The organism is Maricaulis sp. (genome assembly GCF_017642925.1).
Lineage (GTDB): Bacteria > Pseudomonadota > Alphaproteobacteria > Caulobacterales > Maricaulaceae > Maricaulis.
The window spans coordinates 59,342-77,624 of the sequence record NZ_JAEPOL010000013.1 but is presented as its reverse complement, the minus strand read 5'-3'; the positions used below and the strand labels follow the sequence as shown (position 1 = coordinate 77,624).

General features: G+C 67.0%; 16 protein-coding genes. 12 read left to right on the top strand and 4 right to left on the bottom strand.

Features of this window, described 5'->3' with window-relative positions; all coding sequences use genetic code 11:
• Positions 1–503: 503 nt before the first annotated feature.
• The 6 genes from ssb to JJ918_RS11875 all read left to right on the top strand — a co-directional run bounded on the left by ssb (position 504) and on the right by JJ918_RS11875 (position 6,832).
• Positions 504–998, top strand: a complete 495-nt coding sequence (gene ssb, locus JJ918_RS11900; protein ID WP_291887490.1) for a single-stranded DNA-binding protein — start codon at positions 504–506, stop codon at positions 996–998.
• Between the two features lie 345 nt (positions 999–1,343).
• Positions 1,344–1,739, top strand: coding sequence for a BlaI/MecI/CopY family transcriptional regulator (locus JJ918_RS11895; RefSeq protein WP_271185221.1), 396 nt, complete (start codon positions 1,344–1,346; stop codon positions 1,737–1,739).
• A complete protein-coding gene (locus tag JJ918_RS11890) occupies positions 1,736–3,391 on the top strand; it encodes a M56 family metallopeptidase (RefSeq protein ID WP_291887485.1) in 1,656 nt (551 codons plus the stop codon). Before JJ918_RS11895 ends, JJ918_RS11890 begins: the two co-directional genes overlap by 4 nt.
• Before the next feature lie 67 nt (positions 3,392–3,458).
• Positions 3,459–5,012, top strand: a complete 1,554-nt coding sequence (locus tag JJ918_RS11885) for a serine hydrolase (protein ID WP_291887482.1) — start codon at positions 3,459–3,461, stop codon at positions 5,010–5,012.
• Positions 5,013–5,072: 60 nt separating this feature from the next.
• Positions 5,073–6,368, top strand: a complete 1,296-nt coding sequence (locus tag JJ918_RS11880; RefSeq protein ID WP_291887479.1) for an NAD(P)H-binding protein — start codon at positions 5,073–5,075, stop codon at positions 6,366–6,368.
• Positions 6,368–6,832 carry a DUF2269 domain-containing protein gene (locus tag JJ918_RS11875; RefSeq protein ID WP_291887476.1) on the top strand — a complete coding sequence of 155 codons (465 nt, stop codon included), beginning with the start codon at positions 6,368–6,370 and terminating at the stop codon, positions 6,830–6,832. The genes JJ918_RS11880 and JJ918_RS11875 overlap by 1 nt, the downstream gene beginning before the upstream one ends.
• 4 nt (positions 6,833–6,836) lie before the next feature.
• Here JJ918_RS11875 and JJ918_RS11870 read toward each other — a convergent pair whose 3' ends face one another.
• From JJ918_RS11870 to JJ918_RS11860, 3 genes are all read right to left on the bottom strand, one after another.
• Entirely contained in the window at positions 6,837–7,400 is a 564-nt protein-coding gene (locus JJ918_RS11870; protein WP_291887474.1) for a superoxide dismutase family protein, read from the bottom strand.
• A 29-nt stretch (positions 7,401–7,429) separates the two neighbouring features.
• Positions 7,430–8,470, bottom strand: coding sequence for a hypothetical protein (locus JJ918_RS11865; protein WP_291887472.1), 1,041 nt, complete (start codon positions 8,468–8,470; stop codon positions 7,430–7,432).
• Positions 8,471–8,535: 65 nt separating this feature from the next.
• On the bottom strand, positions 8,536–9,807 hold the full coding sequence (locus JJ918_RS11860) for an ectonucleotide pyrophosphatase/phosphodiesterase (RefSeq protein ID WP_291887469.1): 1,272 nt from the start codon (positions 9,805–9,807) through the stop codon (positions 8,536–8,538).
• 251 nt (positions 9,808–10,058) lie between these two features.
• Between JJ918_RS11860 and gyrA the strand changes: the two genes are divergently transcribed.
• From gyrA to JJ918_RS11840, 4 genes are all read left to right on the top strand, one after another.
• Positions 10,059–12,911: a DNA gyrase subunit A gene (gene gyrA, locus JJ918_RS11855; protein ID WP_367277699.1), complete on the top strand. Its 2,853-nt coding sequence runs from the start codon at positions 10,059–10,061 to the stop codon at positions 12,909–12,911.
• A gap of 69 nt (positions 12,912–12,980) precedes the next feature.
• Positions 12,981–13,469 (top strand): pantetheine-phosphate adenylyltransferase, encoded by a 489-nt coding sequence (gene coaD, locus JJ918_RS11850; RefSeq protein ID WP_291887463.1) that lies wholly within the window; start codon positions 12,981–12,983, stop codon positions 13,467–13,469.
• Positions 13,470–13,471: 2 nt separating this feature from the next.
• Positions 13,472–14,431, top strand: a complete 960-nt coding sequence (locus JJ918_RS11845; RefSeq protein WP_291887461.1) for a peptidylprolyl isomerase — start codon at positions 13,472–13,474, stop codon at positions 14,429–14,431.
• A 5-nt stretch (positions 14,432–14,436) separates the two neighbouring features.
• A complete protein-coding gene (locus tag JJ918_RS11840) occupies positions 14,437–14,889 on the top strand; it encodes a peptidylprolyl isomerase (RefSeq protein WP_291887459.1) in 453 nt (150 codons plus the stop codon).
• A 73-nt stretch (positions 14,890–14,962) separates the two neighbouring features.
• Here JJ918_RS11840 and JJ918_RS11835 read toward each other — a convergent pair whose 3' ends face one another.
• A complete protein-coding gene (locus JJ918_RS11835; protein WP_291887456.1) occupies positions 14,963–15,859 on the bottom strand; it encodes an endonuclease/exonuclease/phosphatase family protein in 897 nt (298 codons plus the stop codon).
• Positions 15,860–16,005: 146 nt separating this feature from the next.
• Here JJ918_RS11835 and queA point away from each other — a divergent pair, with 146 nt between their 5' ends.
• On the top strand, positions 16,006–17,067 hold the full coding sequence (gene queA, locus JJ918_RS11830; RefSeq protein WP_291887454.1) for a tRNA preQ1(34) S-adenosylmethionine ribosyltransferase-isomerase QueA: 1,062 nt from the start codon (positions 16,006–16,008) through the stop codon (positions 17,065–17,067).
• Positions 17,064–18,215, top strand: a complete 1,152-nt coding sequence (gene tgt, locus JJ918_RS11825; protein ID WP_291887451.1) for a tRNA guanosine(34) transglycosylase Tgt — start codon at positions 17,064–17,066, stop codon at positions 18,213–18,215. Before queA ends, tgt begins: the two co-directional genes overlap by 4 nt.
• Positions 18,216–18,283: the final 68 nt, after the last annotated feature.

The window sequence follows — 18,283 nt, the reverse complement described above, 5'->3', positions numbered from 1 at the left end:
GGAGGGCCGGTCTGGCAAGGGGTGGAGGCTTGCCTTCGGTGGCAGTCTTGCAGCCGCGTTGCGATCCACCGAAAGCGTGTTATATTTCTGGAGTGAGGACGGACCTCTCGGCCCGCCCTCCTTTCCCTATAGAATGAATAGGACCCGGATTCGTACTTGCCAGCCGATCCGGGTCTTTTTCATGTCCAGGGCGATGATAAGCGGAAAACATCCCATACCATCGTCTCCAGTTTGAAAGCAAAGCCGTTGCTACGGTCAGGGTGGCTCATCCTCCCTGATGCGCCGCTGGCCCGGCGCTGCTGCTTTCGCCTTCAAAACCGTTTGCGCCCATTCGCGGTGGCCGGCGTCACGATCGGCTGCGTCTGTGCTTTAGACCTCTCTGGACTCTCGCCAGCCCCTCCTTTCAAATCGGCGCGACTCGCGGGGCGCGTTGACCTGCGGAACATAATGTGAACAAATGGGCTGTCCGTAAAGGGCGGCCGCGACAAGACGGAGCAAGGGCGATGGCGGGAAGCGTCAACAAGGTAATCCTGGTGGGCAATCTGGGCCGCGACCCGGAAGTGCGCCGCATGAATAACGGCGACCCGGTGGTGAACCTCTCGGTCGCCACGTCCGAACAGTGGCGCGACAAGAATTCCGGCGAGCGCCGCGAGAAGACCGAATGGCACCGTGTCGTGATCTTCAACGACCAGCTGGCCAAGGTCGCCGAGAACTATCTGAAAAAGGGCATGAAGGTTTACATCGAGGGCCAGCTGCAGACCCGCAAGTGGACCGACCAGAACGGCCAGGAGAAATACTCCACCGAAGTCGTGCTGCAGCGTTTCCGCGGCGAGCTGCAGATGCTCGACGGCAAGGGCGAGGGCGGCGGTTCCTTCCAGGGCTCGTCCAGCGGCGGCTATGACAACAGTTTCGGCTCCTCCGGCGGCGGTTCGCGCCCGATGGAAGGCCCGAAGGAAGACTTCTCCAACGCCGACCTGGACGACGAGATTCCGTTCTAGCCGGGAATGCTCCGGCTGGTCGGAATGTAATCTGGCACCAGAGCATCGGCCGTCATCCCCCGGCTTGTCCGGGGGATCCAGGCTTTCCCGTCCGAGGGAGCCTGTTCTTTCGCAATACTTCAACCCGATGGATGAGATCCCCCGGACAAGCCGGGGGATGACGTACCCTGGGGGGAAGGCGTTCCTCCCGGTGGCGGTTCGCCCAGGCCTGTCGAGCCATTCCGATAGCCCCGGGGGGACGCGCCCACCGCCAATCCCGCTACCGTTTGCAGTCCATAACTAATTTTTTAGTTGAACGCGTCGCTGGCCGGGATAGGTTGGCTCTATCAACTAAGGAATTCGTAGATGGCTCGTCCTGCCTCTCCCCAGCTTACCGATGCCGAACAGCGCATCATGGCGGTCCTGTGGGATCGCGATGAAGCCAGCGTGCGTGAGATCACCGATGTGCTCGCGCCGGATCACGGCCTCGCCTACACCACGGTCCTGACGACAGTGCGCATCATGGCCGACAAGGGCTATGTCGGTTTCCGCAAGGATGGCCGCGCCCACATCTATCATGCGCTGCTGTCGCGCGAGGGCGCCCAGGCCTCGGCATTGGGTTCGCTGGTGAAATCCCTGTTCGGCGGGTCGGCACAGAGCCTGGCTCAGCACCTGGTGAAGGACGACCAGCTGACCCTGGAAGACATTGAGGCGCTGCGTGCCGAAGTGCTGCGCAAGAGCGGCGGAGAGGGCGAGCCATGATCGCCGCCCTGATCCAGTCCGCCGGTTTCGCGCTGACCGCCGCGGCAGTGCTGGCGGCCGGTATTGCCGTTTTCGACCGGTTCGCGCCGCAGGCCTGGCTGCGCGAGCGTCACGATCTGGCACTGGCGGCTATCCTGACCGTCCCCCTGGTCTTTCTTGTCGCGGTCTTGCCGCGGCCATCGGCGCCACAGGAGGCCCTGCCGGTCTATATCGAAACGCCGGTTGCGGCGGATATCGCGGACACGCCGGTCAAGATGCGTGAGCGCCTGCCCGAACTGCCCGATATCGAAGCGGCCAGCCTGATGGACGGCCTGCCGGTCTCGGCGGACCTGCTTGCCGGGGCAGGGCTGGCGGTCTGGGCGGCTGTCACCCTGGTGATGCTGCTGCGCCTGGGCGCCGATCTGGTTGCGCTACGGCGTCTGAAAGCGCGGGCGCGCCGCACGGTGCCGCCGGCCGAACTGGCGATGTCATTTGCCCTGCCGGTGGCAGAAAGCGATGAGGTGAACTGTCCCATGGTGGCCGGCTTCACCGCGCCGCTGATCCTGGTGCCGCGCGGCTTTTCCCTGGACGCCTCGGCCCGGCCCGTGATCGAGCACGAGATTGCCCATGTGCGCCGCGGCGACACCTGGGCCGCGCTGGGCGTGCGGGCCGTGATGGCGGTGTTCTGGTGGGCGCTGCCGCTGCGCTGGGTCCTGCCGGTGCTGGACCGCTCGCGCGAAGCCCTGTGCGACCGCCAGGCGGCCCGGATCACCGGTCAGCCCCGCGCCCTCGCCATGGCCCTGCTCGACAGCGCGGCAGCGGCCGTGAAAACCCCCTCCCTGGCCCTTGCGGCCGCGCCGACCCGCAGCGGTCTGGCCCGCCGTATCGGCCATCTCACAGCGCCCGGTGCGCTCGATCGAAAGGACAGTGTCATGCGTTTTGCCCTCATCCTGCCCGTGCTGGCCGCGGGAAGTCTCATCCTGACGCCGAGCGTCGGTGCCACCCTGGACGCGCCGGCCGCGGCGTCGCGCACGCTGGACGAGGCGCTGGATCGCGATGCGCGCCTGTTTCACGCCGCCCGCCGCGGCCGCACCGGCGAGGTCTCGGCCCTGCTGGCCGATGGCGCCGATCCGGATGTGCGTTTCTCCGGCGATGGCACGGCGCTGACGGCGGCCGTGCGCAATGGCGAGCGCGAGACCGCCCGCATCCTGCTGGCGGCCGGTGCCGATCCGGACCTGGGCGTGCGCGGTGACGGCAATCCGCTGATCGCAGCGGCTGCTCGCGGCGATCGTGAGATGGTGGAAATGCTGCTGTCCTACGGCGCCGATGTGAACGAGGCCTATTCCGGTGACGGCAATGCCCTGATCGCCGCAGCACTGCGCGGCCGTGTCGATGTCGTCGATCTGCTGCTGGAAGCCGGTGCCGACCCCGATGCCTACGTCCGGGGCGACGAGACCCCGCTGATCAATGCGGCCCAGGGCGGTCATGTCGATGTCGCCGAACGCCTGGCCGAGGCCGGAGCGGACCTGTCGCTGACCGTGCTCGCCAATATCCGCGACGGCCGCGAGGAATACCGCTCGCCGCTCAGCGAGGCGCGCCGCAACGGCCACCGCGACATGGTGCGCTGGCTCGAAGCGCACGGCGCCGCGCATCAGGCACCGACGGGCCGCTAGCCTCAGCTGCCATACCCGCCGCCAGCCCTCAAGGCGCGGCGGCGGGGTTCAATTTCCGGAGATATCCATGACAAAACCCTCTTTCGCCAGCCTGGCGAAACCCTTTGTGCTGGGCGCCTGTCTGGCCGTTGCGGCAACCACCATGATCGTTCTGACAGCCCAGGCCCAGCCTCCCGGCGAACAGGCCGCCGGTTTTGCCGATCATCTGCGCCCGCGCATCCAGCAGGCCGGAGCGCCGCAAAGCTGGACACTCGAAGAGCGCATGACGCACTACGCCGTGCCCGGTGTTGCTGTCGCGGTGATCGATGATGGCGCGGTGGTCTACGAGGCCGGTTTCGGTGTGTTGCAGGCCGGCGGTGACACGCCGGTCGATGCGCACACCGTGTTTTCCGCCGGCTCGGTCAGCAAGGTCGTCACGGCGACGCTGATCCTGCGGCTGGCCGAAGCCGGCCATCTCGATCTGGACGCCGACGTGCTGGACACGGTCTCGTCCTGGCAGCTGCCGGCCGAACGCGATGCCTTTGCCGGTGAACCGGTCAATCTGCGGGCCATTCTCTCGCACACATCCGGCTTCAACATTCACGGCTTTGCCGATTTCCAGCCGGGCGAGGCCCTGCCGGATGTGATCGCGACGCTGAACGGTGCCGCACCGGCCAGCGGCGAGCCGCTGGCGCGCGAATTCCGCACGGGGACCGGCTATCAGTATTCCGGCGGCGGTTACACGCTGGCGCAATTACTGGTCAGCGATGTGATGGGCGCGCCCTTCGAAACCGTGGCGCGCGATCAGCTGTTCGCGCCGCTGGGACTGATGCGCAGCACCTACACCAATCCGCTGCCGCCCGGGCACGGCAATATCGCGCGCGCCCACAATGGCGGCGGTGAACCGGTTGCCCTGCCGCGCGGCTATGAGGCCATGCCGGAGATGGCGGCGTCGGGCCTGTGGACCAGCGCCCATGATCTGGGGGCGCTGGTGGCCGGGCTGATCGACAGCTATCGCGGCGAGGCGGGTCCGCTGTCGCGATCCGGCGCCATCGCCATGATGACCCGTGTCGCACCCGGCGAGCACGGGCTGGGACCGCGGGTGACCGGCAGCGGCGAGAGCTTTGTCTTCCACCATGGCGGCACGAACAATTCCTATCGCGCCTGGATCGAGGGCCATCCGGCCACGGGAGACGGCCTGGTCATTCTGACCAATGGTGCCCGGGGGCGGTCCCTGATCGACGAGATCCGCAATGCGGTTGCCGACACGATGGACTGGCCGGTCAATGCGCCGGTCGTGGCACCGCAGCTGAGGCTCGATCCGGCCGTGCTGGCGGGTTTTTCGGGCACCTACGCCGTCGATTCCGGCTTCCCGGCCGATCTACGTGAACAGATGAGCGGCGGGTTTTTCGAACTGCCGCTGGCGGTGCGCGTCCAGGACGGTCAACTGGAAATCGGTCGCGCCGGCGGCGATCGCTACAGCCCGCTCACCCCGCTCTCGCCGACGCGCTTTGTTCTTGCTGACATGGCCGACACGATGGGTATCTGGGAGATCGAATTCCATCGCAATGCCCTGGGCGAGGCAACCGGCCTGACCCTGCGGCTGGAAAACGCCCTGTCGCACTACCGGCGCCAGGACTGATCTTCCGGCGGCGCCCCTGCGCTGTAGACTGGCTGCAGATTCGGCCGGAGGGGCGCCGCCTTGAAGATACTCATTGCCGGAGCGTCCGGCTTTATCGGTTCCCATATCGCGGCGCATCTTCACGCCGCCGGACACAGTGTCATCGCCGCGGCGCGCGGCGTCGGCACCGCCCGGCGGCGCGCACCCTGGCTCGACTGGATGGCCTGCGATTTCCGGCATGACCGCACCGAAGACTGGGCAGAGCGCCTGGCGGGCGTCGAGGCGGTGGTGAACTGTGTCGGCGTGCTGCAGGACGGGCTCGGCGATGACAGCCGGGCGGTCCATGTCGCGGGGGCGGATGCCCTGTTCGCGGCGTGCGAGCAGGCCGGTGTCCGGCGTGTGCTGCACATCTCGGCGGTCGGGGTCGATGCGGCAGCCGGGTCCAGCTATGCGCGGGACAAGCTGGCGGGGGAGGCGGCGCTGAAGGCCCGCGATCTCGACTGGCTGATCCTGCGTCCCTCGCTGGTGATTGCCCGCAATGTCTATGGCGGAACGGCCCTGCTGCGCGCGCTGTGCGGTATTCCCTGGATCACGCCGCTGGTCGGCGGGCAGCAGGTCTTCCGGCCCATCGGCATGGATGATCTGTGTGCGGCGGTCGCCGATCTTGTCCGGCCGGATGCGCCGTGCCGGCAGAGCTTCGATCTGGCGGGGCCGGAACGGGTCAGCCTGGCCGATGCGGCGCGCGGCTATCGCCGCTGGCTCGGCTTTGGCGAGACCCGCATCTGGCCGGTGCCGCGCTGGCTGGCCGCGCCGGCCTTCCGGGCCGGAGACCTTCTCGGCTGGCTGGGCGTGCGCACGCCCTTGCGAAGCAATGCCCTCAAACAGCTCGACTTCGATGTCGAGGGCGACCCGGCGTCCTGGATCGAGGCCACAGGTGCCCGGCCACGCGGCTTTCACGACTGGCTGGCGGCCCATCCCGCCGGTGTGCAGGATCGCTGGCAGGCGCGGCTGGGCTTTGCCCGGCCATTGGCGCGCTGGGTGCTGGGCCTGTTCTGGCTGGTGACGGGTCTTCTGACCCTGACGGTCGCGCGGTCCGGCGCGATGGATGTGCTGGCGGGAGCGGGGCTGAGCGGCCCGGCAGGCGCCGCCGTTTTCTGGCTGACCTCTCTGTTCGACATCGTGGTGGGACTTGCCATGCTCGCCAAATGGCGCGTGCGCAGTACCGCAGCGCTGATGATTGCGGGCACGCTAGGCTATGTCGCGGGGATCAGCTGGCTGGCGCCGGACCTGTGGGCCGATCCGCTGGGCCCGGTGATCAAGGTCTTCCCCGCGATGGCACTGGCGCTGCTTGTGGCGGCGACGGAGGATGAACGCTGATGGACCTCTATGTGATCGCCCGGCTCGTCCATATCCTCTCGGCCTGCGTCCTGTTCGGATCCGGCGCAGCGATTGCCTTCTTCATGCTCATGGCCTGGCGGTCCGGCGAGCGGGCCGGCTTTGCGCTCGCATCGCGGCACGTCGTGCTGGCCGACTGGCTGTTCACGGCGAGTGCGGTTGTCATCCAGCCCCTGTCCGGCATCGCCCTGGCGCATCTGGCCGGATGGCCGCTGACGGCGCCCTGGCTGCTGGCCAGCTACGGGCTCTACGGCTTTATCGGGGCCTGCTGGCTGCCGGTGGTGTGGATCCAGTATCGTGTGCGCGACCGGCTCGCGGCGGCGGAGGGTGAAGCCGTCCCGCCGGAGGTTCACCGGCTGATGCGGATCTGGTTCGTGCTGGGCTGGCCGGCCTTTGCCGCGCTCATCGCCATCTTTGTCCTGATGATCACCAAACCGGGCGTCTAGCGCGTCACTCGACCACGATGGCGCCGCAGGCGATGCGCGTACCGGCGCCGCCGATCGGCTGGGAGCTGTGATCGTCCGGACCGGCATGAATGACGATGGCGGAGCCGTCGCTGTCGAGCAGGGATACCCGGCCCGGTGCATCCGTGACAGTGACGCCGGTGGCGTAGAGCTCGGCGTGGATATTGCCGGCCGCATCGGCCCAGATATTCGGCAAATCGGCCGGGGCGGGACCCATCGGGTTGAGCAGGCCGTGCGCCACGCTGTCCGGATTGATATGGCCGCCCGAAGCCGTGAAGCCGCGGCCGGAGCAGTCGGCCGTCTCGTGCAGGTGCACGCCATGCCACTGGCCGCGCGCCTGGACCGGCAGATCGTTGACGCGCAGCCGGATCAGAACGCCCTGCGGGCCCTCGGTAAAGACGGCCAGCCCGGACAGGGCTTCGCCATTATGTCCGCTGATCGGTACGCGGACCGCCGCCGGTTCATCCCCGGATGCCGCATCCGGTGTCTGGGCCATGGCGGCGGGCGCCAGGGCGGTGAGGGCAAACGCGAGGATACTTCGGATCAGCATGGGAGGCTCCGGGAGGCTTCCCCTTCTAGTTAGGCGGCCGGAGCGTACACTTCCACCCCGCCGGTGGTTCCCCGGGCACTCGGGCCGGTCGCGCCGGCGATGGCGAAGATGCGATTGCCGATGGCGACACCGCCCAGCCCGTGGCGCGGCGTGCGCATGGGCGGGCCGGCCTGCCAGGCGTCGGCAGCCGGGTCGTAGATCCACATGTCCGGATAGACACCGCCGCCATCATCGCCGAACCACTCGCCGCCAAAGGCGTGGATCCGGCCATGGGCAACAGCCGCCGCGAGTCCACCCTGGCCCTGCGGCAGCGGGGCGAGCGTGTGCCAGGCGTCGGTCTGCGGATCATAGGCCTCGTGATGGGTCTCATTGCCTGCGCCGACACGGCGCCCGCCGATCACGTGGAAGCGGCCGTCCAGCGCGACGCCGGCGGCCGAGTTGCGCGGGTTCGGATTGGGGGCGGCCCGGCGCCAGCGATCCTCTGCGGCGTCGTAGACGAAATGCGCGCCGCTGTCGGTGTGGTCGGGCCAGTTGGCATTGGCCTCGCCTGCAGGCTGGCGGCCGGTGGCGACATGAATGCCCGAAGGCAGCGAAACGGCGCAGGTCTCGGCAAAGGGCTCCGACAGGGGCGCGACCTCCTGCCAGGTGTCGGCTTCTGGATCGTAGCGCGTGTTGGTGGAGAGCATGTGCCAGGCACCGCCCTGGGCCGCATGAAATCCGCCGATCGCGAAGACGGCGTCGTCATGACCGACCAGATTGGGGTGGTGGCGCGGTTCGGGCAGGGCGGTGATCTCGGCCCAGCTGCCGCCGGCATGCGGACCCGGTGACCAGCAGAAGACCCGGTTGAGAATACCCATGCCGCCCTGCGTCACCTCGGCATCGGGCGACAACCCGCCGGCCAGGTAGATGCGCCCGTGCAGCACGGCCGGATAGATTTCCTGGGTGCGCACCGGCAGCGATGTGGCCGGTATCCACGCGGATGTCTCTGCAGATGACTGCGCGAAGGCCGGCGGGACGAGCCCGGCGGCGAGGCTGGCGGAGACAAATCCGCGTCGTGTCAGCGTGTTCATGCATTTCTCCCGACAGGCGGGAGAAGTGAACCGGATACGACGCGGATTGACCAGTCCCCTGCGCGCTACTCGGCGGGGCAGTTGCCGCCGGTAATACGGGCGATCTCGGCCGGATTGCCATCGGTCGGTGCCGGATCCAGGTCGAGGGCACAGGCGATGATGCCGTACACATTGACGTTCTCGAACGCCGTCGGACGGGTGCCCTGCGGGAAGATCGGCCCGGCGCCGATGAAGGTCGCGCCCATGCTTTCGGCGCGGTTGTCATAGCCGTGCATACCGTGCAGCGAGGCGTGGTAGGGATTGCTCAGATCGGTGCTCGACGTGGTGATCAGCCAGTCGGGCTGGGCCAGGATGAAAAGGTCGGGACCGCGATCCGGGTGGTCGAAATGCCAGTGATCCGGATAGTCCTGGCGGCGATAGGCCATGATGCGCGGATCGGCGCCCTGCAGCGCCTGGTAGACGCGATTGACGTCTTCCTCGCTGCCATAGCCCATCAGGAAGGGCTCCAGCCCCATGCCGTAGGAGCCCATGCCTTCCTCGAACAGGATGCCGTCGAGACCGGCCAGTTCGTCGATGCGGATGACGCGCTCGGTCGAGACGGCCGACATGCCGTGGTCGGACACGATGATGATATTGGTGCGGTCCAGCAGGCCGCGGGCTTCGAGACCGTCGACGATCTCGCCGACCAGGCGGTCGACTTCGGCGACGGCCTGGCCTTCTTCCGGCGTGAACGGGCCGGCGCGGTGGGTGACAGTGTCGACATGGTCGAAATAGACGGCGGCAAAGCGCGGCTGTTCGCCGGCCGGGGCGTCGAACCAGGCGAGAACCTCGTCGACCCGCTCGTCATAGGGCTTGTTGTGCTCATACGGATGCCAGACGCTGGCCATGTCGCCATCGACCGGGCTTTCCGAACCCAGCCAGAACATGATGTGGCTGCGTACGTCCTGGCGCTCGGCCGTGATCCAGATGGGCTCGCCCTGCCACCAGAACGGGTCCTGCGGGCTGCCTTCGGCATTGTTGAAGTGACGGCGGGCGGCCGTATCCCAGGGCGAGTTGGAAATCATGCCGTGATGCTCGGGATAAAGGCCCGTGGCGATGGAATAGAAATTCACGAAGGTCTTGGACGGCATGACGGGAATCATGCGTTCCGGCCGCGTGCCGCGATCCGCGAGCGCCTGCAGGTTCGGTGCATCCCAGCGGTCGATCGCGTCATAGCGCAGGCCGTCCAGGCCGATCATCAGAACGATCGGATCGTCCTGCGGCGCCTGTGACGGAACGTGGCTGCAGGCGGCCAGAATGGCCGTGGCGGCAAGGGTGGCAAAGGCGGCAAGACGCATATCGGGTTCCCCAACACGAGATGAAGCTGGCACGGGTGTAAGCGGGGATTGTCACAAACGGAAGACAGCGCCTGTCAATTGCGCCGCGGCCAACCGACGCCGGTGTTTGCGCCAGCCCCCCCCGATTGTTAAGACTTGGCGACAGGCCTGCCGCCTGATTCACGCGCTTTTCCGGCTTTTGCCGCGAGCTGCGTGACGGCGGCGTTTTTCGTGGATGCCGGCCGGGCGGCCGGAACCCGCGAAACCAGCACATGAGGACCGCCTTGAGCGATCACGACGACGAGCTTCCGCCGGTTGGCGACAATGCCGGCCTTCCCGACGGTATCGGCAATATCTCGATCGAGGAGGAGATGCGCTCCTCCTATCTCGACTATGCGATGAGCGTCATCGTCAGCCGCGCGATCCCGGACGCGCGCGACGGGCTCAAGCCGGTGCACCGGCGCATCCTCTACACGATGCACGAGAACGGCCAGACGCACGAAAAGTCCTACCGCAAGTGCGCCACCGCCGTCGGTGACGTGATGGGCCGCTATCACCCGCATGGTGACCAGGCGGTCTATGACGCCCTTGTCCGCCTGGCCCAGCACTGGTCGATGCGCGTGCCGCTGATCGACGGTCAGGGCAATTTCGGCTCGATCGACGGCGATCCGCCCGCTGCCTACCGTTATACCGAGGCGCGGATGGAGAAGGTGGCTCAGTCGCTGCTCGCCGATATCGACAAGGACACGGTGAATTTCGTCGACAATTATTCGGCCGAACGCCGCGAACCGGTGGTCCTGCCGGCGCGCTTCCCGAACCTGCTGGTCAACGGCGCCAACGGTATCGCCGTCGGCATGGCCACGAACATCCCGCCGCACAATCTGGGCGAGGTGATCGACGGCACGCTGGCGCTGATGGACAATCCGGCGATGACCGACAGCGAGCTGCTGGAATACATTCCGGGACCGGACTTCCCGACCGGCGGTCTGATCCTGGGCCGTACCGGTGCGCGCAATGCGCTGGCGACGGGGCGCGGTTCGGTGGTGATGCGCTCGCGCACCTCGATCGAGGAAGTGCGCAATGGCCGCCAGGCGATCATCGTCCATGAAATTCCGTACCAGGTGAACAAGGCCTCGATGATCGAGAAGATCGCGGAACTTGTCCGCGACAAGAAGATCGAGGGGATCGGCGATCTGCGCGACGAGTCCGACCGGACCGGTCTGCGCGTGGTGATCGAGCTGAAGCGCGACGCCAATGCCGATGTGATCCTGAACCAGCTCTATCGCTGGTCGCCGATGCAGACGAGCTTCGGCGCCAACATGCTGTCCCTGGTGGGCGGCCGTCCGCAATTGCTGGGTGCGCTGGATATCCTCAAGGAATTCCTGCGCTTCCGCGAAGAGGTCGTGGCCCGCCGCTGCAAGTTCGAGCTGAACAAGGCGCGCGACCGGGCGCATGTCATCGTCGGCCTGGCGCTCGCCGTGGCGAATATCGACGAGGTGATCGCCCTGATCCGCCGCGCGCCGAACCCGGCCGCAGCCCGCGAGGAATTGATGTCGCGCGACTGGCCGGCCCTCGATGTGGCACCGCTGGTCGAGCTGGTGGCCGATCCGCGCTCCGTGCTGACCGACGGCAATACGCTGCGCCTGACCGACGAACAGGCCCGCGCCATCCTGGAACTGCGCCTGAACCGCCTGACCGGTCTGGGCCGCGAAGAGCTGGGCAATGAGGCCAAGACGCTGGCCGAGCAGATCGCCGATCTTCTCGACATCCTGCGTTCGCGCGATCGCGTCCTCGACATCATCCGCGACGAGATGCGCGAGGTTCGCGAGAACTACGCCACGCCGCGCCGCTCCGAATTCATCGATGCCGAGCTGGACTTCGAGGACGAGGACCTGATCCCGCGCGAAGACATGGTGGTGACGGTGACGCATGGCGGCTACGTCAAGCGTACGGCCCTGTCCGACTACCGGGCCCAGCGCCGCGGCGGCAAGGGCCGCTCGGGCATGTCGATGAAGGATGAGGACTTCGTGTCCACGCTCTTCGTCGCCTCCACCCACGCGCCGCTGCTCTTCTTCTCCAATCGCGGCATGGTCTACAAGACCAAGACCTGGCGTCTGCCGATGGGTGCGCCGAACACGCGCGGCAAGGCGCTGGTCAACATGCTGCCGCTGGAGCAGGGCGAGACGATCACCTCGATCATGGCGTTGCCCGAGGACGAGAGCGTCTGGGCGGAAATGGACGTCATGTTCGCCACCAACAAGGGCACCGTCCGCCGCAACAAGCTGTCCGATTTCGTCCAGGTCAATCGCAACGGCAAGATCGCGATGAAGCTGGAAGGCGAGGACGACCGGATCGTCAATGTCGTGCTGTGCACCGAGGACGACGATGTCTTCCTGACGACCGAGAAGGGGCGCGCGATCCGCTTCCCGGCCACCGACGTCCGCGTCTTTGCCGGCCGGAATTCCGTCGGCGTTCGGGGCATCCGCCTGGCCGAGGGCGATACGCTGATCTCCATGGCGATCCTGCGCCATGTCGACGTGACCTCGCCGGAAGCCCGCGCCTACATGAAACACGCCACCGCCATGCGCCGTGCATTGGGCGATGACGAGGAGGCCGATGCGCCGGTGCTCGAGGCCGACGAGGACGGCAGCGATGACGAGGCGGCTCTGACGACCGAGCGCCTGGCCGAGCTGGGGGCTGCCGAGGAATTCGTGCTGACCGTCGGCTCCGACGGCATGGGCAAGCGCTCCTCCGCCTATGATTTCCGGGTCATGGGCCGCGGCAATCAGGGCGTCGCCGCCACCGATGTGAAGCGCGAGATCCCGCTTTCGGCCAGCTTCCCGGTCGAGGATGCAGACCAGATCATGGCTGTCACCGATGGCGGCCAGCTGATCCGCTTCCCGGTCGATACCGTGCGGATCGCCAGCCGCTCGTCGCGCGGTGTGCGTCTCATCCGTCTCAATGACGGCGAGAATGTCGTCGCCGTGGTCCGCATTCCCGATGCCGGGGATGACGCCGGGGACGAGGATGGCGAGGCACCGGAGACGGGTGAAGGCCCGGCCGGTGAAGCGCCCGACACTGGCGCGGACGACACCTCCGGCGCCGCGGATGACAGCGAGGCCTGATCCCGAAACGCTTTGAAGGCGCTCGCAATCCCGCTACAAGCAGCGGCGGCAGCCGGCCAGGAGACCGACATGACCCGAACCGCCCTCTATCCCGGGACGTTCGACCCGATCACCAACGGCCATCTCGATATCATCGGCCGGGCCGTGAAACTGGTCGACAAGCTGGTGATCGGTGTCGCCATCAACGAGGCCAAGAAGCCCTTGTTCTCGCTGGAAGAACGCGTCGAGATGGTGCGTGACGAGGTGGCGAAGTTCGAGGCCGGCGCGGCGATCGAGGTCCGGCCCTTCGACGGCCTGCTGATGCATTTTGCCGAGGAGATCGGCGCGGAGTCGATCATGCGCGGCCTTCGCGCCGTGTCCGATTTCGAGTACGAATTCCAGATGGTGGCGATGAACCAGCGCCTCAATGACGATATCGAGACCGTCTTCCTGATGGCCGACCCGCGTCACCAGGCGATTGCCTCGCGCCTGGTCAAGGAAATCGCTTCCCTGGGCGGACGCATCTCCGATTTCGTGCCGCCTGCCGTGGAAGCCCGTCTCAAGGAGCGACTTGCGTGATCATGCGACTGACCCTTTCTGCCACTTTCGCCCTGGCCCTGACGGCCGCTGCCTGCGGCCGGGAAGCGGCTACCGAAGCCGAGACCGAAGCCGTGGCCTCTGCCGCCAGCACGGCGGTCGTCGCCACCCAGGCCGAGCCCGCCGCTGCGGAACCGGCCTATGATTTCCCTGCTGACGCCTGGCGCACGGTCGATCAGGACCGCCTGCTCTATATCGATACCGATCACGGCATGGTGGTGGTCGAGCTGGCGCCGGAATTTGCGCCGAACCACGTCGCACGCCTGCGCGAACTGGTTAGTGAGCGCTTCTATGATTTCCTGGTCTGGCACCGCGTGATCGACGGCTTCATGGCGCAGGGCGGTGGTGCACGCGCCAATCCGGGCCATGCCGCCGACAAGCCGCCGATGGAAGCCGAATTCACCATCCGCCGCGCCGGCGAGCCGGCTGTCAGCGAGCTGCAGGACCGCGTCGTCAATCCGGGCCAGATCCCGCAGATGGCGAAGGCCGGTTTCTGGAACGGCTTCCATGCCGGCACCCAGACCGCCGCGCTGGCCGGAATCACCGGCGACGGCATGGTCCAGTCCTGGCTGCTGCATTGCCGCGGCGCCGCCGCCATGGCGCGCACCAGCGACCCGAACTCGGCCCGCAGCCAGTTCTACATCACCACCGGCAGCCCCGATCACCTCAATGCGACCTACACGGTCTGGGGCCGGGTGCGCCATGGCATGGACGCCGTCGACCAGATCGCGGTCGGCTCGGCAGCGGAAGACCCGGATTTCCGTCCGGACGTGATCCGCTCCATGCGTATCGGCAGCGAGCTGCCGGCCGAAGACCAGATCGAGATTGAAGTCGTCGACACGGACAGCGAGGCCTTTGCGGGCTATCTCGACACGCTGCGCAATGCCCAGGGCAATCTGCCCGACATCTGCGAAATCACCGTGCCGTCCCGAATTGCGGAGTAAGATAAATGGCTGAAGAACAACTCGTATTCACGCTCGAAGGCGGCGATGTCGTCATCAAGTTGCGCCCGGACCTGGCGCCCAAACACGTCGAACAGATCACCAAGCTGGCCAGGGACGGCTTTTATGACGGGCTGACCTTCCACCGCGTCATCGACGGTTTCGTTGCCCAGGGCGGCTGTCCGAATGGCAATGGCATGGGCGGTTCCGGCACCAATATCCCGGCCGAATTCTCCGCCGAGCCGCACCAGCGCGGCACGATGTCGATGGCCCGTGCGGCCGATCCGGATTCGGCTTCCAGCCAGTTCTTCATCTGCCTGGACGCCGTACCCTATCTGGACAATCAGTACACCGTCTGGGGCGAAGTTGTGTCCGGCATGGAACATGTCGACGCGCTGCCCAAGGGCGAGCCGCCGGCCAAGCCGGGCAAGATCGTCAAGGCGAGCGTCGTCGAGGCGTAAGCCCGGCGAACCGCTGCAGTGACAAGAGAAGGGCTGTCCTCAGGGGGCGGCCCTTTTTCATTTGGGCGGCCGGTCAGCGCAGCTGCAATGTTGCCGCGACCGGACGGTGATCGGAGCCGGTCTGCGGGCCGGTTTCCACCGAGACGGTCTGCCAGGCCTCGCCGGCGAAGATGTGGTCGATCCCCAGCACGGGTTCCGGGACCAGCCGGCCGGAGGGAAAGCTCGGCAGGGCGAGCGTGCGCCGGTCGAGGCCGAGATCGCGCTCCAGGCGTGACAGCGCATAGGACGGGGCCGCCGCATTGAAATCCCCCATCACGATCATCCGCTCTGCCGGCAGCGCGCCCAGGAAACGCGCCAGGCCGCCGCGCTGGCAGTCCTGTGTCGCGCCGGGGAAGGGCCAGGTCAGGTGGACCGATGCGACAATCGTGTCCGAACCGTCGGGCAGGCGGATGCGGGCCCAGGTGGCGGGCGGCACTTCCCGGTCGCAGGGAATGGTGCTCCGGAACACGGCCGGATCCGGCGGATGCACACAGCCGCTCTCTAGGATTTGCAGCCGGCTGAGTATCCGGGTCGAGCGGCAGCGGGCCACAAAAGGATAGGCCTGTTCCAGCCGGTCCCGGGCGGGCTGCGCATTCGCGAACGCCTCCTGCAGCGCCAGAATGTCGGCATTGAGGGCCAGCAGCGTATCGGCGGTGGCGTCCGGCGCAGTGTTCCTGACCCACATATTCTGCGTTGCGACGCGCAGGGCGATGGCGGTGTCCGAGGGCGCGGCCCGGTCGGCTGTCAGCCGGCGCACCGGCTCGCCCAGACCGGGCAGCCAGATCAGCAGGGCGATAATGGCCATCGGCCAGCGGGCAGTGCGGTGGCGCATCAGGACAATCGCGGCCAGCGCGATCAGGGCGAGCACCGCCCAGAGCGGCCAGAGCTGGCGGAAGGCATCGAAGCCGCGCCAGAGAGGTGCCAGCCACACTGCGGCGGCGACCCCGGCGAGGCCAGCAAGCGGAAGAAACACGAGACTGGAAAGACGCAAGGCAGGATGGTCCGGGTGCGATGGGTGTGCGGCCACTACACAGCAGAGATTGCGCAGCTGCAAGCTGCCGGATAGACCCCAGCGCCATGCGCGTATCCGATTTCGACTTCGAGCTCCCCGAGGAGCGTATCGCCCTGCGTCCCGCGCGTCCGCGCGATGCGGCGCGGCTGCTGCACGTCGCCGGCAATGGTGTGTTCGCCGATCGCGGCGTGTCCGACCTGCCCGAACTCCTGCGCGAGGGCGATCTGATGGTGTTCAACGACACCCGAGTCATTCCCGCCGCGCTGAACGGTGTGCGTCCGGCACGCAGTGTGGGCGGTGGCGGACCGGTCGATGTCGAGGTCAATCTGCACAAGCGTCTTGATGCCAGCGGCTGGCGCGCCTTTGTGCGTCCGGCCAAGCGTCTGCGCGTGGGCGATGTGATCGCCTTCTCGCAGGATCTGTCGGCCGAAGTGACCGGCAAGTCCGAGGGCGGCGATACGCGGCTGGTCTTCAACCGCACCGGTGCGGCGCTGGACGAGGCCATTGCCGCGACCGGCGTGCCGCCTTTGCCGCCCTATATCGCCCGCAAACGCGAGGTCGACGCGCAGGATGTCGAGGACTACCAGACCCTGTTCGCCAAGCAGGACGGGTCGGTAGCCGCGCCCACAGCCGGCCTGCACTTCACCGAACGCCTGCTGACGGCGCTGGCCGATCGCGGCGTCCAGCACACGCATGTGACGCTGCATGTGGGGGCGGGCACGTTCCTGCCGGTCAAAGCCGACGATCTCGCCGATCACCGCATGCATGCCGAATGGTGCACCGTGTCCGCCGCGGCAGCCGATGCGATCAACGCGGCCAAGGCCGAGGGCCGCCGGGTGATCCCGGTCGGCACGACGGCGCTGCGCACGATCGAGAGCCTGGCCTCCCGGCCCGGCGTGATCGAGGCGGGCAGCCGCGACACCGATATCTTCATCACGCCGGGCTATGAATTCCGCATCACCGACGCGCTGATGACGAATTTCCACCTGCCGCGCTCCACCCTGTTCATGCTGGTCAGCGCGCTGGCGGGACTGGACGTGATGAAGCGGGCCTATGCGCACGCCATCCGCTCGGGCTACCGTTTCTATTCCTACGGCGATGCCAGCCTGATCGAGCGGAGCGCATGACCGGTTTCCCCTTCGACATCCATGCCACCGACGGCGCGGCCCGCACGGGCGTCCTGAAGACGACGCGTGGCGAGATCCGCACACCGGCCTTCATGCCGGTCGGCACGGCCGGCACGGTGAAAGCGCTCTACATGGATCAGGTGAAGGAGACCGGGGCGGACATCATCCTGGGCAATACCTATCACCTGATGCTGCGCCCGGGCGCAGAGCGCGTAAAACGGCTGGGCGGGCTGCACACATTCTCCACCTGGCAGGGCCCGATCCTCACCGACAGCGGCGGCTTCCAGGTCTGGTCGCTGTCCAAGCTGCGCAAGATGACCGAGGAGGGCGTGACCTTCCGCTCCCACATCGACGGATCGGAGCACAAGCTCTCGCCGGAACGCTCGATCGAGATCCAGGCCGACCTCCTGGGCGCCGACATCTCGATGCAGCTGGACGAGTGCACCGCCTTCGGGTGCTCGAAGGCCGAGGCGAAGGCCTCCATGGATTTGTCCGTGCGCTGGGGCGAGCGCTCGAAGACGGCGTTCGGCGAGCGCGAGGCGCAGAACCTGTTCGGCATCGTGCAGGGTTCGGTGTTCGAGGATCTGCGCCGGGAAAGCGCGGAGCGCCTGATCGAGACCGGCTATGACGGCTATGCGATCGGCGGGCTGGCTGTGGGCGAGGGCTTCGAGACGATGTGCGAGGTGCTCGACTTCACCACGCCGCACCTGCCCGCGGACCGCCCGCGCTATCTGATGGGTGTGGGCAAGCCGATCGATCTGGTGGAATCCGTGGCGCGCGGTGTCGACATGTTCGACTGTGTCCTGCCGACGCGGTCCGGACGCCACGGCCAGGCCTGGTCGGATTATGGCCCGATCAATATCAAGCGCGCCGAATTCATCGAGGATGACCGTCCGCTCAACCCGGCGATCGACTGCCCGGCCAGCCGCGACTACTCCCGGGCTTACCTCAACCACCTCTTCCGTTCGAGCGAATACCTCTCGGCCATGCTGCTGTCCTGGCACAATATCGCCTATTTCGAGGACCTGACGGCGCGGATGCGGGCGGCGATTGCCGCAGGCACATTCGACGCCTTCCGCCAGGAATTCCGCGCGAAATGGGACGAGGGCCGCGCCGCCATCGAGAGCGGCGAGAACTTCCCCGGCTGAGCTGCAGATACAGAAGCGGCGCTTCCGGGAGGCGGAAGCGCCGCTCAGGGGCTTCAGGTGCGGGGAGG